The 12,327-nt window shown below is 73.0% G+C and carries 12 protein-coding genes and 1 tRNA gene; 10 read left to right on the top strand and 3 right to left on the bottom strand.

The features are described 5' to 3' along the window. Nucleotides 1-6: 6 nt before the first annotated feature. The 3 genes from A5713_RS18755 (at nt 7) to A5713_RS18745 (ending at nt 3,112) form a co-directional block, all read left to right on the top strand. A tRNA-Sec gene (locus A5713_RS18755) sits at nt 7-101 on the top strand. 18 nt (nt 102-119) lie between these two features. Continuing rightward, entirely contained in the window at nt 120-1,412 is a 1,293-nt protein-coding gene (selA, locus tag A5713_RS18750) for an L-seryl-tRNA(Sec) selenium transferase (protein ID WP_068097963.1), read from the top strand. Beyond that, on the top strand, nt 1,400-3,112 hold the full coding sequence (locus A5713_RS18745; RefSeq protein ID WP_068097962.1) for a selenocysteine-specific translation elongation factor: 1,713 nt from the start codon (nt 1,400-1,402) through the stop codon (nt 3,110-3,112). The genes selA and A5713_RS18745 overlap by 13 nt, the downstream gene beginning before the upstream one ends. On the opposite strand, the gene A5713_RS18740 is transcribed toward A5713_RS18745, so the two are convergent. After that, nucleotides 3,096-3,560 (bottom strand): GatB/YqeY domain-containing protein, encoded by a 465-nt coding sequence (locus A5713_RS18740; protein WP_068097961.1) that lies wholly within the window; start codon nt 3,558-3,560, stop codon nt 3,096-3,098. The genes A5713_RS18745 and A5713_RS18740 overlap by 17 nt on opposite strands. Here A5713_RS18740 and A5713_RS18735 point away from each other — a divergent pair. The 5 genes from A5713_RS18735 (at nt 3,559) to A5713_RS18715 (ending at nt 9,090) form a co-directional block, all read left to right on the top strand. Next, the gene (locus A5713_RS18735) at nt 3,559-4,908 is read left to right on the top strand and encodes a hypothetical protein (protein WP_197516411.1); all 1,350 of its coding nucleotides are present in this window, start codon (nt 3,559-3,561) and stop codon (nt 4,906-4,908) included. The two genes, A5713_RS18740 and A5713_RS18735, sit on opposite strands and share 2 nt — an antisense overlap. Nucleotides 4,909-4,921: 13 nt before the next feature. Further along, nucleotides 4,922-5,575, top strand: coding sequence for a DUF4129 domain-containing protein (locus tag A5713_RS18730; RefSeq protein WP_068097959.1), 654 nt, complete (start codon nt 4,922-4,924; stop codon nt 5,573-5,575). Continuing rightward, on the top strand, nt 5,575-6,717 hold the full coding sequence (locus tag A5713_RS18725; protein ID WP_068097995.1) for a DUF4350 domain-containing protein: 1,143 nt from the start codon (nt 5,575-5,577) through the stop codon (nt 6,715-6,717). The genes A5713_RS18730 and A5713_RS18725 overlap by 1 nt, the downstream gene beginning before the upstream one ends. Beyond that, complete coding sequence (locus A5713_RS18720) at nt 6,714-7,694, top strand: MoxR family ATPase (RefSeq protein WP_068097958.1); 981 nt, start codon at nt 6,714-6,716, stop codon at nt 7,692-7,694. The genes A5713_RS18725 and A5713_RS18720 overlap by 4 nt, the downstream gene beginning before the upstream one ends. 73 nt (nt 7,695-7,767) lie before the next feature. Then, the gene (locus tag A5713_RS18715) at nt 7,768-9,090 is read left to right on the top strand and encodes a DUF58 domain-containing protein (protein ID WP_067925495.1); all 1,323 of its coding nucleotides are present in this window, start codon (nt 7,768-7,770) and stop codon (nt 9,088-9,090) included. Nucleotides 9,091-9,094: 4 nt separating this feature from the next. Here the strand turns inward: A5713_RS18715 and A5713_RS18710 are convergent, their stop codons facing one another. Next, entirely contained in the window at nt 9,095-10,087 is a 993-nt protein-coding gene (locus A5713_RS18710; RefSeq protein WP_068097957.1) for a stage II sporulation protein M, read from the bottom strand. 36 nt (nt 10,088-10,123) lie between these two features. Between A5713_RS18710 and A5713_RS18705 the strand changes: the two genes are divergently transcribed. Beyond that, complete coding sequence (locus A5713_RS18705; protein WP_068097956.1) at nt 10,124-10,993, top strand: RDD family protein; 870 nt, start codon at nt 10,124-10,126, stop codon at nt 10,991-10,993. Between the two features lie 9 nt (nt 10,994-11,002). On the opposite strand, the gene A5713_RS18700 is transcribed toward A5713_RS18705, so the two are convergent. Continuing rightward, the gene (locus tag A5713_RS18700; protein ID WP_068097955.1) at nt 11,003-11,395 is read right to left on the bottom strand and encodes a hypothetical protein; all 393 of its coding nucleotides are present in this window, start codon (nt 11,393-11,395) and stop codon (nt 11,003-11,005) included. Between the two features lie 210 nt (nt 11,396-11,605). Here A5713_RS18700 and A5713_RS18695 point away from each other — a divergent pair, with 210 nt between their 5' ends. Next, nucleotides 11,606-12,313 (top strand): PadR family transcriptional regulator, encoded by a 708-nt coding sequence (locus A5713_RS18695; protein ID WP_068097954.1) that lies wholly within the window; start codon nt 11,606-11,608, stop codon nt 12,311-12,313. Nucleotides 12,314-12,327 lie beyond the last annotated feature (14 nt).

The raw sequence follows: 12,327 nt of genomic DNA, 5'->3' as shown, positions 1-12,327 counted from the left end.
GTCCGAGGAGGCGTGTCCGGTCTGGTGACCGGCGCGGTCTTCAAAACCGTCGAACGGCAGACGCTGCCGCTGGCGGGTTCGATTCCCGTCCGCCTCCGCCATACTCTTTCAAGCCCGACATGACCGACCCGCGCCGGCGGGTGCCGGGGACCGATACGCTGCTCGCCGATCCGCGCCTGGTCGAGGCCCAGCGGGTGCTGGGGCGGGCGCTGGTGAAGTCGGTGATCGCCGACGCGCAGCGGCGGGCGCGCGCCGGGGAGATCGAGCCCGAGCGTGTCGCCGAGCATGCCCTCGGCGCGCTGCCCAGCACCGCGTCGAGCCTGCGGCCCGTGATCAACGCCACCGGCGTCGTCGTGCACACCAACCTGGGGCGCGCGCCGCTGTCGCGGGCCGCCGTCGACGCCGTGGTCGCCGCCGCGGGCACCACCGACGTCGAGCTGGACCTGGCGACGGGCCGCCGCGGCCGCCGCGGCCGGGGCGCGCTGGCGGCGCTGGCCCGCGCGGTACCCCTCGCCGGTGGGGTGCACGTCGTCAACAACAACGCGGCCGCGCTGCTGCTGACGGCCCTCACGCTCGCTGGGGGCTGGTCGGGGGGCAAGGAGATCGTGCTCAGCCGCGGCGAGCTGGTCGAGATCGGCGACGGGTTCCGCATCCCCGAGCTGCTGGCCGCCACCGGATCGCGGCTGCGCGAGGTCGGCACCACGAACCGCACCAGCCTGCGCGACTACACCGAGGCGATCGGGCCGCAGACCGGTTTCGTCCTGAAGGTCCACCCGTCGAACTTCCACGTCACCGGGTTCACCTCGGCGGTGAGCGTCGCGGAGTTGTCCCGACTGGGCGTCCCCCTCGTCGTCGATATCGGGTCCGGGCTGCTGGCCCCGCACCCCCTGCTGCCCGACGAGCCCGACGCCACGACGGCCCTGCGCGACGGCGCCGACCTGGTCACCGCGAGCGGCGACAAACTGCTCGGCGGCCCCCAGGCGGGCCTGCTGCTGGGCGACGCCGAGCTCATCGAACGGCTGCGCCGCCACCCGGCCGCGCGCGCCCTGCGGGTGGACAAGCTCACCCTGGCCGCGCTGGAAGCGACCCTGACGGGGCCGCCGACGCCGGTGGCCGAAGCGCTGGTCGCCGACGTGGCGGGGCTGCGCGCCCGTGCGGAGTCGCTGGCGGCCGCGCTGCCGGGCGCGCAGGCGGTGGACTGCGTCGCGGCCGTCGGCGGCGGGGGGGCGCCGGACGTCCGGCTGCCCAGCGCCGCCGTGAGCCTGCCGGAGCCCTACGCCGCCGCGCTGCGCGCGGCCAGCCCGCCGGTCGTCGGCCGCCTCGAGGCCGGCCGGTGCCTGCTCGACCTGCGCACCGTGGCGCCCGAGGACGACGCGCTGCTGGCGGCGGCGGTGCTCGCATGTTCGTCATAGCCACCGCCGGGCATGTCGACCACGGCAAATCCACCCTGCTGCACCGGCTCACCGGCATGTGGCCGGACCGGCTGGCCGAGGAGCGGCGCCGGGGCCTGACCATCGACCTCGGTTTCGCGTGGACCGAGCTCGGCGGCCGACAGCTGGCGTTCGTCGACGTCCCCGGGCACGAGCGGTTCGTGGCCAACATGCTGGCGGGGGTGGGGACCGTCCCTGCGGTGTTGTTCGTCGTCGCCGCGACCGAGGGCTGGATGCCGCAATCCGACGAACACCTCGCGGCGCTGGACGCGCTCGGGGTCCGGCACGGGCTGGTGGTGATCAGCAAGGCCGACCTCGCCGATCCCGGCCCGGCCATCGAGCAGGCGCGGGAACGGTTCGCCGCCACCTCGCTGGCCGGGGTCCCCGTCGCGATCGGGACCGACCTGGAGCGGGTGCGCGCGGAGCTGCTGGCGCTGACCGACCGGCTGCCGGCTCCGGACCCGGACGCCGACGTGCGGCTGTGGGTCGATCGGAGCTTCACCGTCCGGGGCGCGGGCACCGTGGTGACCGGGACGCTGGCGGCCGGGACGATCCGGGTGGGCGACGAGCTGGAGCACGCCGGTCGGCGCGTCATGGTGCGGGGGCTGCAATCGCTGGGCCACGACCAGCCGGCGGTCGGCCCGGTGGCGCGCGTCGCGCTCAACCTGCGCGGCGTGGACCGCCAGCACATCGGCCGCGGCGACACCGTTCGGACGCCGGGCGTGTGGTTGCAGACGGCGGAGATCGACGTCGCCCTGCGGTCGGCGGACGCGCTGCACCGCCAGCTGGTGCTGCACGTCGGGTCCGCGGCCGTGCCGGTGCAGGTGCGCCCGCTGGGCGAGGCGGCGGCCCGGCTGCGGCTGGCGCGGTCGCTGCCGCTGCGGGTCGGCGACGTGGGACTGCTGCGCGATCCCGGCGAGCACCGGATCGCGGCGGGTGTCGAGGTGCTCGACGTCCGGCCGCCGGCGCTGCGCCGCCGCGGCGCCGCCCGGGATCGGGCCGCCGAGCTCGCCACCGGGCGGGTGCGCCCGCCCGACTGCGCCCGGGCGGCCGACCTGACGGCGATGGGACTGCCGCTCGCCGGGCTGCGGGTCGGGGATTGGGTGGTGGATCCCCGGTGGTGGGCCGGCCGGCGCGAGCGTGCGACCGCGGCGGTGCGGCACTGGGCCGACGACCACGACGTCGCGGCGGGGATGCCGCTGGAGACAGTGCGGCAGCGGGCCGGGCTGCCCGCCGCCGAACTGCTGCCGCCGCTGCTCGAGGGCACCGGCCTTCAGGTCGCCGACGGGCTGGTCCGCGCGCCGGGCGCCGGCCTGCCGGCCCGCGTCGACAAGGCGGTGCGCACCATCGAGGAGTGGCTGGCCGCCGAGCCGTTCCGGGCACCGGAGGCCGACGAACTGGCCGAGCTCAAGCTGGGTTCCCGGGAGCTGGCCGCGGCGGTGCGCGCCGGGCGGCTGACCCGGATCGCCGACGGCGTCGTCCTGGGATCCGGCGCGCTGGACCGGGCGGCCGGCGTCCTCGCGGCGCTGCCACAGCCGTTCACGGTCAGCGACGCGCGCCGGGCGCTGGGCACCACCCGGCGGGTCGCCGTGCCGTTGCTCGAGCAGCTCGACGCCCGGCGCGTCACCCGGCGGGCCGCCGACGGCACCCGGGTGCTGGTCTCGCCTACAGGCGGTCCTTGACCGCCGCCGACAACCGGGCCCCGTCGGCCTTGCCGGCCGCGATCGCGGTGGCCGCCTTCATCACCATCCCCATCTGCTTCATGCTCGGACGCTCGCCGATCTCCTCGGCGACCTGGGCGATGGCGGTGTCGGCGACGTCGGCCAGTTCGGCCTCGGTGAGCGGCGTCGGCAAATACTCGTCGATGATGCGCGCCTCGGCGTGCTCGTTGGCGGCCAACTCCCCGCGGCCGTTCTGCGTGTAGATCTCCGCCGACTCGGCACGCTTACGGGACTCCCGGGCCAGCACCTTGATCACCTCGTCGTCGGAGAGGTCTTTGGCCTGCTTGCCGGACACCTCCTCGGTTTGGATCGCGGCGAGCAGGAGGCGCAGGGTCGCCGTGCGCAGCTTGTCCTTGCTCTTCATCGCATCGGTCAGGTCGGCCCGCAGCCGGGATTTGAGTTCCGCCATGCCGAGAACGCTACGCGCCGGCGGCCTGGCCATGATTGAGAAATGCCCGGACCACCGACAGGATGGAGCCCATGACGAACGACGGGCCCGCTCGCAGACGCCGCGGAACACGTTGAGCGCGCCGCCCCCTGGCTATCCGGTTGGCCCGCCACCGGGCTACGGCCCACCACCGGGGTATCGCTCACCCCCGGGATACGGACCCCCACCCGGTTACGGCCCACCACCGGGTTACGGGCCACCACCGGCCTACGGGCAACCCTTGGGTTACGGCCCACCACCGGGTTACGGCCCACCACCGGGGTATGGACCGCCACCGGGTTACGGCCCCCCACCGGGGTATGGACCCCCGCCGCCGTGGCAATCCGGGCCGGGTGCTCCGGCGGCGGTCAAACCCGGCATCATCCCGTTGCGGCCGCTCACCCTGGGCGACATCTTCAACGGCGCGGTCGGCTACGTCCGCGCCAACCCGAAAGCCACCCTGGGACTGACCACCATCGTGGTGGTGGTCATCCAGATCGTCACGAAACTGGCCGTCTACGGGCCGTTGGCGGCCTACGGCAGGCTGAGCACCGACCACGCCAAGGAGCTGACCAGCGGGGTCATCGGCGCCTGGTTGACGTCGATGGGCGCCGGTGTCCTGGTCGCCTGGCTGGGCGGCATGCTGCTGTCCGGGATGCTCACCGTCATCGTCGGGCGGGCGGTGTTCGGCTCGCCGATCACCATCGGCGAGACGTGGGCCAGGATCCGCGGGCGCCTGGTGCCGTTGTTCGGTCTCGCCCTGCTGGAAGGGGCCGCCCTGGCGGTCGTCGCCGGACTGGTGATCGTGATCGTCGCGGTGCTGGCGGCCATCGGCAACGGCGCGGCGGCGGTCATCCTGGGCGTGCCGCTGGTGCTGGCCGTGATCGCCTTGCTGGTGTACCTGTACACGGTGGTGCTGTTTGCGCCCGTGCTGATCGTGCTGGAGCGGCTGCCCGTCCTGGACGCCATCACCCGATCGTTCGCCTTGGTGCGCAACGGCTTCTGGCGCGTGCTGGGCATCCGGCTGCTGTCGCTGCTGGTGACCTCCGTTGTCGCGGGCGCGGTCTCGGTGCCGTTCGAGATCGCCAGCAAGTTCTTCCCGGTCGGCACGTCCACCGCGGCCTTCCTGGTCAGCACCGCGGTCGCGTCGGTGGGCGCCGCGATCGGCGAGATCATCACCGCGCCGTTCAACGCCGGGGTGATCGCCCTGCTCTACACAGATCGCCGGATGCGTGCCGAGGCATTCGATCTGGTGCTGCAGACCGGCGCCGCGGGCGGGCCGTATGCGGCCGAGTCCACCGATAACCTGTGGCTGACGCGACCGGTCTGAGGACGAGCTGACCGTGCCCTCCATCGACATCGACCGCGATGCCGCACACCAGGCCGCCCAGGACGAGCTCAACAAGCCGATCTACTCCAAGGGCTCGGCCACCGAGCAGATCGCCGAATGGCTCAACGAGACGATTTACCGGCTGCTACAGAAGACCGCGTCGCTGCCCGGCGGATGGCTCACGGCGACAGTGCTTTTCGTCATGCTCGGTATCGCACTGGCGGCCGCCATCCACATCGCGCGGCGCACCATGCGCACCAACCGCGGCGGCGACTACCAGCTCTTCGAAACCGCGCAGCTCACCGCCGCCCAGCACCGCGCGACGGCCGAAGGCTATGCGGCGCAAGGGGACTGGGCCGCCGCGATTCGGCACCGGCTGCGCGCGGTGGCCCGCCAGCTGGAGGAGACCGGCGTGCTGAACCCGGCGCCTGGCCGCACCGCCAACGAGCTGGCCTCCGACGCGGGCGCCGCTTTGCCCCACCTCGCCGGTGAACTTTCGCAGGCCGCAACGGCTTTCAACGACGTCACCTACGGCGAGCGACCGGGGACACCGAGCGCATACCGGATGATCGCCGACCTCGACGACCACCTGCGGTCCCGCTCGGCGGCCGTCGCCGCGGGGCCGGGGCAATCCGCCCCGGCCGACTCGTGGGCCCAGGTGCGGTGATGGCGACCGCCGGGCGCCCCGAAACCGCGACGCCGGTACGGCGCTCGCGATCCTGGCGCTGGGTGATCCTCGCCCTGATCGTGCTCGCCGTGGTCGCCGGGGTCGATGCCTACCTGACGGCGCCACGGCCGGGCGCGCACATGGATCCGGCCTCGACCGGCCCCGACGGCGCCCACGCGCTGGTGGCGCTGCTGCGCGGGGGTGGCGTCGACGTCGTGGTCGCCGACAGCATCGCCGGGGTCGAGCGGGCGGCGCGCCCCGACGCGCTGATCCTGGTGGCGCAGAGCCAATACCTGACCGAGCCGCTGCTGGACCGGCTTTCGAAGGCGCCGGGCGACCTGCTGCTGGTGGAACCGACGGCGCGCACCCGCGAGGCGCTGATGCCGGGCGTGCGGGTCTCGGCGGCGGCCGACGCCTTCGACACCGATCCGGATTGCACTCTGCGCGAGGCGACGCGGGCCGGGCCGGTGCGGTTCGGGCCCGGCGACACCTACCGCGCCACCGACGGGCGGCCGATGACCCGCTGCTACGGCGGGGCGCTGATCCGCTTCCGCGAGGGCGGGCGGACCGTCACGGTGGTCGGCAGCACCGACTTCTTGACCAACGGCGCCCTGCTGCAGGCGGGCAACGCCGCCCTGGCGATGAACCTCGCGGGTGCCCGGCCCCGGCTCGTCTGGTACGCACCCCACAGCGTCGAGGGCGAATCGTCGCCCCCCGGTTCGGTTTCCGACCTGATCCCGCAGAACGTGACGTGGATCGTCGTGCAGCTGTGCCTGGTCGTCCTGCTGGTCGCGCTGTGGCGGGGCCGCCGTCCCGGGCCGCTGGTCGCCGAGGAGCTGCCCGTCGTGGTGCGCGCGTCGGAGACCGTCGAGGGTCGCGGCCGGCTCTACCGTTCCCGCCGCGCGCGCGACCGCGCCGCCGCGGCGCTGCGCACAGCCACATTGCAGCGGCTGCTCCCCCGGCTCGGCCTGAGCGCCGGCGCGCCGGCGCCCGCGGTGGCGACCGCGGTGGCCGGCCGCAGCGGCGCCGATCCGGCGTTCGTGTCCTACCAGCTGTTCGGCCCACCCCCGGCGACCGACCACGACCTGCTACAACTTGCCCGTGCGCTCGACGACATCGAAAGGCAGGTCACCCGCACGTGACACAGACCCCTTCCCCCGCCCAGACCCCCACCGCTGAATCGGCACGAGACGCGCTGCTGGCGTTGCGCACCGAGCTCGCCAAGGCCGTCGTCGGGCAGGAGGGGGTGATCAGCGGGCTGGTGATCGCGCTGCTGTGCCGCGGCCACGTGCTGTTGGAAGGCGTTCCGGGAGTGGCGAAGACGCTGCTGGTGCGCGCGCTTGCCGCCGCGCTGCGGCTGGAGTTCAAGCGGGTGCAGTTCACCCCGGACCTGATGCCCGGCGACGTCACGGGTTCGCTGGTGTACGACGCGCGCACGGCCGCCTTCGCGTTCCGGCCCGGCCCGGTGTTCACCAACCTGCTGCTGGCCGACGAGATCAACCGGACCCCACCGAAAACGCAGGCCGCGCTGCTCGAGGCGATGGAAGAGCGTCAGGTCAGCGTGGAAGGCGTGGCCCAGCCCCTGCCCGACCCGTTCATCGTCGCCGCCACCCAGAACCCCATCGAATACGAGGGCACCTACCAGCTGCCCGAAGCGCAGCTGGACCGATTCCTGCTCAAACTGAATGTGACTCTGCCGCCGCGGGATTCGGAGATCGCCATCCTCGGCCGGCACGCCCACGGCTTCGATCCCCGCGACCTCTCGGCGATCAATCCGGTGGCCGGACCTGCCGAACTGGCGGCCGGGCGTGACGCCGTGGGCCACGTGTTGGTCGCCGACGAGGTCTTGGGCTACATCGTCGACATCGCCGGGGCCACCCGCTCCTCGCCCGCGCTGCAGCTGGGCGTCTCCCCCCGGGGGGCGACCGCGCTGCTGGCCACGGCCCGGTCCTGGGCCTGGCTGTCCGGGCGCACCTACGTCACCCCCGACGACGTGAAGGCCATGGCCCGGCCCACGCTGCGGCACCGGGTGATGCTGCGCCCCGAGGCCGAACTCGAAGGCGCCACACCCGACGGTGTGCTCGACGGGATTCTGGCGTCGGTTCCGGTGCCCCGATAGTGGTTGCGCCAGCGACGATGCGGAGCGCCGATGAGGTGGGGGCACCACCCGCTTGCGGGGGAGAGCGGCGCCTATGACACTGACCGGACGCACCGGGCTGGTCGCGCTGTTGTGCGTCCTGCCCATCGCGCTGTCTCCGTCGCCCGCAGGGACTTTCGTCCTTCTGTTGGTCGCGTTGGCGCTCGTGGTGGCCGTGGACGCCGGGCTGGCGGCCAGCCCGCGCAAGTTGCGTTACACCCGCTCCCCGGATCGCTCTGCCCGGCTCGCGCAGCAGGTGGACGTCGGGCTGCTCATCCACAACGACGGCCGGCGCAGGTTCCGCGGCCAGGTCCGCGACGCCTGGCCGCCCAGCGCCGGCGCCCGGCCGCGCATCCATCCCGTGAACATCCCCGCCGGCCAACACCAGCACGTCCAATCCCGGCTGCGGCCGGTCCGCCGTGGCGAGCAGCGCGCCGCGATGGTCACCGCCCGGTCCATCGGCCCGCTGGGGTTGGCGGGGCGGCAGGGGTCGCAAGCGGTGCCGGGCCTGCTCCGGGTGCTGCCGCCGTTCCTGTCCCGCAAACACCTGCCGGCCCGGCTGGCCAAACTCCGCGAGATCGACGGGCTACTGCCGACCCTGATCCGCGGCCAGGGGACCGAATTCGATTCGCTACGCGAATATGTCGTCGGTGACGACGTGCGGTCGATCGACTGGCGGGCCACCGCGCGGCGCGCGGATGTCGTGGTCCGCACCTGGCGGCCCGAACGCGACCGGCGGGTGGTGATCGTGCTCGACACGGGACGCACCTCGGCGGGCCGCGTCGGCGTCGACCCGACCGCCTCCGACCCGGCCGGCTGGCCGCGCCTGGACTGGTCGATGGATGCCGCGCTGCTGCTGGCGGCGCTCGCGTCGCGGGCCGGCGACCACGTCGACTTCCTGGCCCACGACCGGGTCAGCCGGGCCGGTGTGTTCGGCGCATCGCGCACCGAACTGCTCGCCCAGCTGGTCGAGGCGATGGCGCCGTTGCAACCGGCGCTGCTCGAACCCGACTGGACCGCAATGGTTTCGGCGATCGCCCGACGTGCCCGCCGACGGTCCCTGGTGGTGTTGCTGACCGATCTCAACGCGACCGCGCTCGACGAGGGATTGCTGCCCGTGCTGCCGCAGTTGTCGGCCAAACATCACCTGATGGTGGCCGCCGTCGCCGACCCGCGGGTGGACCACATGGCCGCCGGGCGTTCGGATCCGGCCGCCGTCTACGACGCGGCCGCTGCCGAACGATCCCGCAACGACCGCCGCGCGATCGCCACCCGGTTGCGCCACGGCGGGGTGGAGGTCGTCGACGCCCCGCCCACCGAATTGGCGCCCGCCCTGGCCGACCGCTACCTGGCGATGAAGGCCACCGGCCGGCTCTGACCGCTCATCCGGTGGGGACCACGTCGGGCGCGTCTTCGATGTCGCCGGTCTCACCGGCCTTCGCCGCGCGGCGGCCGAAATGCACGATGTAGGACAGGAATGCCGCCTCGGCGATGACCCCGATGCCGACCCGAACGAACGTCGGCAGCGGCGAGGGCGTCACCAACGCCTCGATCAACCCCGAGACCAACAGCACGGCCACCAGTCCGATCGCGACCGACACGACGGCCCGGCCCTGTTCGGCGAGCACCTGTCCGCGGGGCCGGTCGCCGGGTGCGATCACCGACCAGCCCAGCCGCATCCCGGCCCCCCCGGCCAGGAAGACCGCCGTCAGCTCCAGCAGCCCGTGCGGGGCGAGCAGCCCGAGCAGCACACCGCCCTTGCCCGCCTGAAACATCAGCCCGGAGATCAGCCCGAGGTTGGCGGCGTTCTGAAACAGCACGATGGGAATCGGCAGGCCGAGTAGGACCGACATCGCGATGCACTGCGCGGCGACCCAGGAATTGTTGATCCAGATCTGCAGCGCGAAGGCCAACGCCGGATGTTCGCTGTAGTAGGAGGCGACGTCGTGGTTCACCAATTGCTCGATGTCGCTTGGCGTTCCGGCGGCCGACTGCACCTCGGGGTTGCCGATGACCCATAGCGCCATGACCACCACCACGGCGAAGAACGCCACCGCCGTGCCCAGCCACCACCGCCACGAGCGGTAGGCGACCACCGGGAATGACACCGTCCAGAACCGGGCGAACGTACTGCTCAACGGCGCGTGGGCGCCGGTCACCACGGAGCGGGCCCGCGCGACCAGGCTGGAGAGCCGACCGATCAGCACCGAATCCGACGACGCCGAGCGCAGCGTCGAGAGGTGGGTGGACACCCGCTGGTAGAGCTCGACGAGCTCGTCGACCTCGGCGCCGGACAGCGAGCGACGCCGTCCGACCAGCCGGTCGAGGCGGTCCCAGGTACCGCGATGGGCCAGCACGAATGCGTCGACGTCCACCCTGCGCAGCCTAATCGCCCTGTACCGTTCGGTGTTATGTCGGAGGTGGTCACCGGCGACGCCGTCGTGCTCGATGTGCAGATCGCCCAGTTGCCGGTGCGGGCCGTGAGCGCCCTGATCGATATCGCGGTGATCGCCGTCTGCTATCTGCTGGGCCTGATGTTGTGGGCCGCCACGCTGACCCAGTTCGACACCGCGCTGAGCACCGCCGTCCTGCTCATCTTCACGGTGGTGGTGATCGTGGGCTATCCCGTGATCCTGGAAACCGCCACCCGCGGGCGCTCGGTCGGCAAGATCGCGATGGGGCTGCGCGTGGTGTCCGACGACGGCGGCCCAGAACGCTTCCGGCAGGCCCTGTTTCGGGCCCTCGCATCGGTGGTCGAGATCTGGATGCTGTTCGGCAGTCCCGCCGTCATCTGCAGCATCCTGTCGCCGAAGGCCAAGCGGATCGGCGACATCTTCGCCGGCACCGTCGTCATCAACGAGCGCGGACCCCGCCCGGGCCCCCCGCCGGTGATGCCGCCGTCCCTGGCCTGGTGGGCCGCGTCGCTGCAACTTTCCGGCCTGTCCCCCGGCCAGGCGGAGGTCGCGCGCCAATTCCTCTCGCGGGCACCGCAACTCGACCGCCAGTTGCGCCAGCAGATGGCCTACCGCATCGCCGGTGACGTGGTGACCCGCATCGCCCCGCCGCCCCCGCCGGGCGCACCGCCGGAACTGGTCCTCGCCGCCGTGCTCGCCGAACGGCACCGCCGCGAGCTGGCCCGTCTTCGTCCGGCCATGCCACCGGCGGGCGCCCCGCCGTGGCCGGCCTGGCCGCAACCGCACGCTGTCCCATGGCCGGGCGCGGGGGCACCCCCGAAGGGTCCACCCGACGCCGCCCCGGGCGGTTTCTCGCCGCCGGGCTGATCGGTCCCGCTAACCGGAGACGCTGGCCGCCATGAGGGCGACGTCGGCGATCAACAGCGCCCATCCGCACAGCGGAACGGCGATGCCGCCGCGGCGCTTCGCGGTGAAGAGCGAGATGACGATGACGACGACGGCGACCGCGGGCGCGCCGTAGAACGCGACCCCGAAGTTGATCCCGCCGTGCCCCAGGTCGGGGCAGCTGCGGTCGGCGCAGCCGTCCGTGCTCATCACCGCGCCCAGCGCGAAAAGCATCACGATGGCGGCGGCGGGCACCGTGGCCAGCGCCAGGCCCCAGTTGACCCACGGCCAGACGTTGCGTTCCCGTCCGCCGCCGCCCTGAGCGGGACCGGTCGCGGTGGAGGTTCCGCTGCCCACCGTCAGGTGGGAGTCATCCGCGTTCATCCCAGAGTTCCTACCCGCCGCCCGCTGGGTGCAAACCGCCCCGCAGGATCCTTCCCTCGACCCCGCGGACGCACGGCTTCCACCAACACCGCAGGTCACAAGGGTCGGAGAGCAAATCTGGCGAACGAACGTTGCATCGCGATAGTTTCCGATATATCGTGATACTTCGAAGCGCAGGGTGCGCTTCCGCATCAGACGTAAGGAACAGACATGAACCACCCATTCACCCCCACCGGTGACCCCTTCCCCGCCGGCCCCGGCTTCGGCTTCGGTCCCGACACCCACCGACGCGCCCTGCACGGCGCCCGGCGGCGGGCCCGCCAGGAGTTCTTCCAAAACCTCCGCGAGCACGGCCCCGACCATGACGGACCCCTCGGGTTCGGTCCCGGATTCGGGCCCGGGTTCGGCCCGGGCTTCGGTCCTGGCTTCGGCTTCGGGCCGGGCGGGCGGCGCGGCGGATGGCGCCGCGGCGGCCCCGGTCGCGGCAAGCGCGGCGACGTCCGCGCGGCCATCCTGGCGCTGCTGGTCGAGCGGCCGATGCACGGCTACGAGATGATCCAGCAGATCGCCGAACGCAGCAACGGCCTCTGGAAGCCGAGCCCCGGCTCGGTCTACCCGACCCTGCAGCTGTTGACCGACGAGGGCCTGATCACCGCCAGCGAAACCGAGGGCAGCAAGAAGCTCTTCGAGCTGACCGACGAGGGCCGCGCGGCCGCCGAAAAGGTCGAGACCCCGCCGTGGGACGAGATCGCCGAGGGCGCCGACCCCGGTCACATGAACCTGCGGGCGGCCATCGGCCAGCTGTTCGGCGCGGTCGCGCAGTCCGCGCACACCGCCACCGCCGAGCAGCAGCAGCGCATCGTCGAGATTCTCAACAACGCGCGGCGCGAGGTCTACGGCATCCTCGGCGAAGACTGAGCCCCGACGTGCGG

The sequence above is a fragment of the Mycobacterium sp. E2497 genome, assembly GCF_001668695.1.
Classification (GTDB): Bacteria; Actinomycetota; Actinomycetes; order Mycobacteriales; family Mycobacteriaceae; genus Mycobacterium.
This window is presented reverse-complemented; position numbering and strand designations above follow the sequence as displayed.

What these genes read in the sequence shown, in the direction of transcription:
- A5713_RS18725 (WP_068097995.1), top strand. Translation starts at nt 5,575, where the DNA reads ATGGCGACCGCCGGGCGCCCCGAAACCGCGACGCCGGTACGGCGCTCG.
- selA (WP_068097963.1), top strand. Translation starts at nt 120, where the DNA reads ATGACCGACCCGCGCCGGCGGGTGCCGGGGACCGATACGCTGCTCGCC.
- A5713_RS18700 (WP_068097955.1), bottom strand. Translation starts at nt 11,395, where the DNA reads ATGAACGCGGATGACTCCCACCTGACGGTGGGCAGCGGAACCTCCACC.
- A5713_RS18705 (WP_068097956.1), top strand. Translation starts at nt 10,124, where the DNA reads ATGTCGGAGGTGGTCACCGGCGACGCCGTCGTGCTCGATGTGCAGATC.
- A5713_RS18715 (WP_067925495.1), top strand. Translation starts at nt 7,768, where the DNA reads ATGACACTGACCGGACGCACCGGGCTGGTCGCGCTGTTGTGCGTCCTG.
- A5713_RS18695 (WP_068097954.1), top strand. Translation starts at nt 11,606, where the DNA reads ATGAACCACCCATTCACCCCCACCGGTGACCCCTTCCCCGCCGGCCCC.
- A5713_RS18740 (WP_068097961.1), bottom strand. Translation starts at nt 3,560, where the DNA reads ATGGCGGAACTCAAATCCCGGCTGCGGGCCGACCTGACCGATGCGATG.
- A5713_RS18735 (WP_197516411.1), top strand. Translation starts at nt 3,559, where the DNA reads ATGCCGAGAACGCTACGCGCCGGCGGCCTGGCCATGATTGAGAAATGC.
- A5713_RS18745 (WP_068097962.1), top strand. Translation starts at nt 1,400, where the DNA reads ATGTTCGTCATAGCCACCGCCGGGCATGTCGACCACGGCAAATCCACC.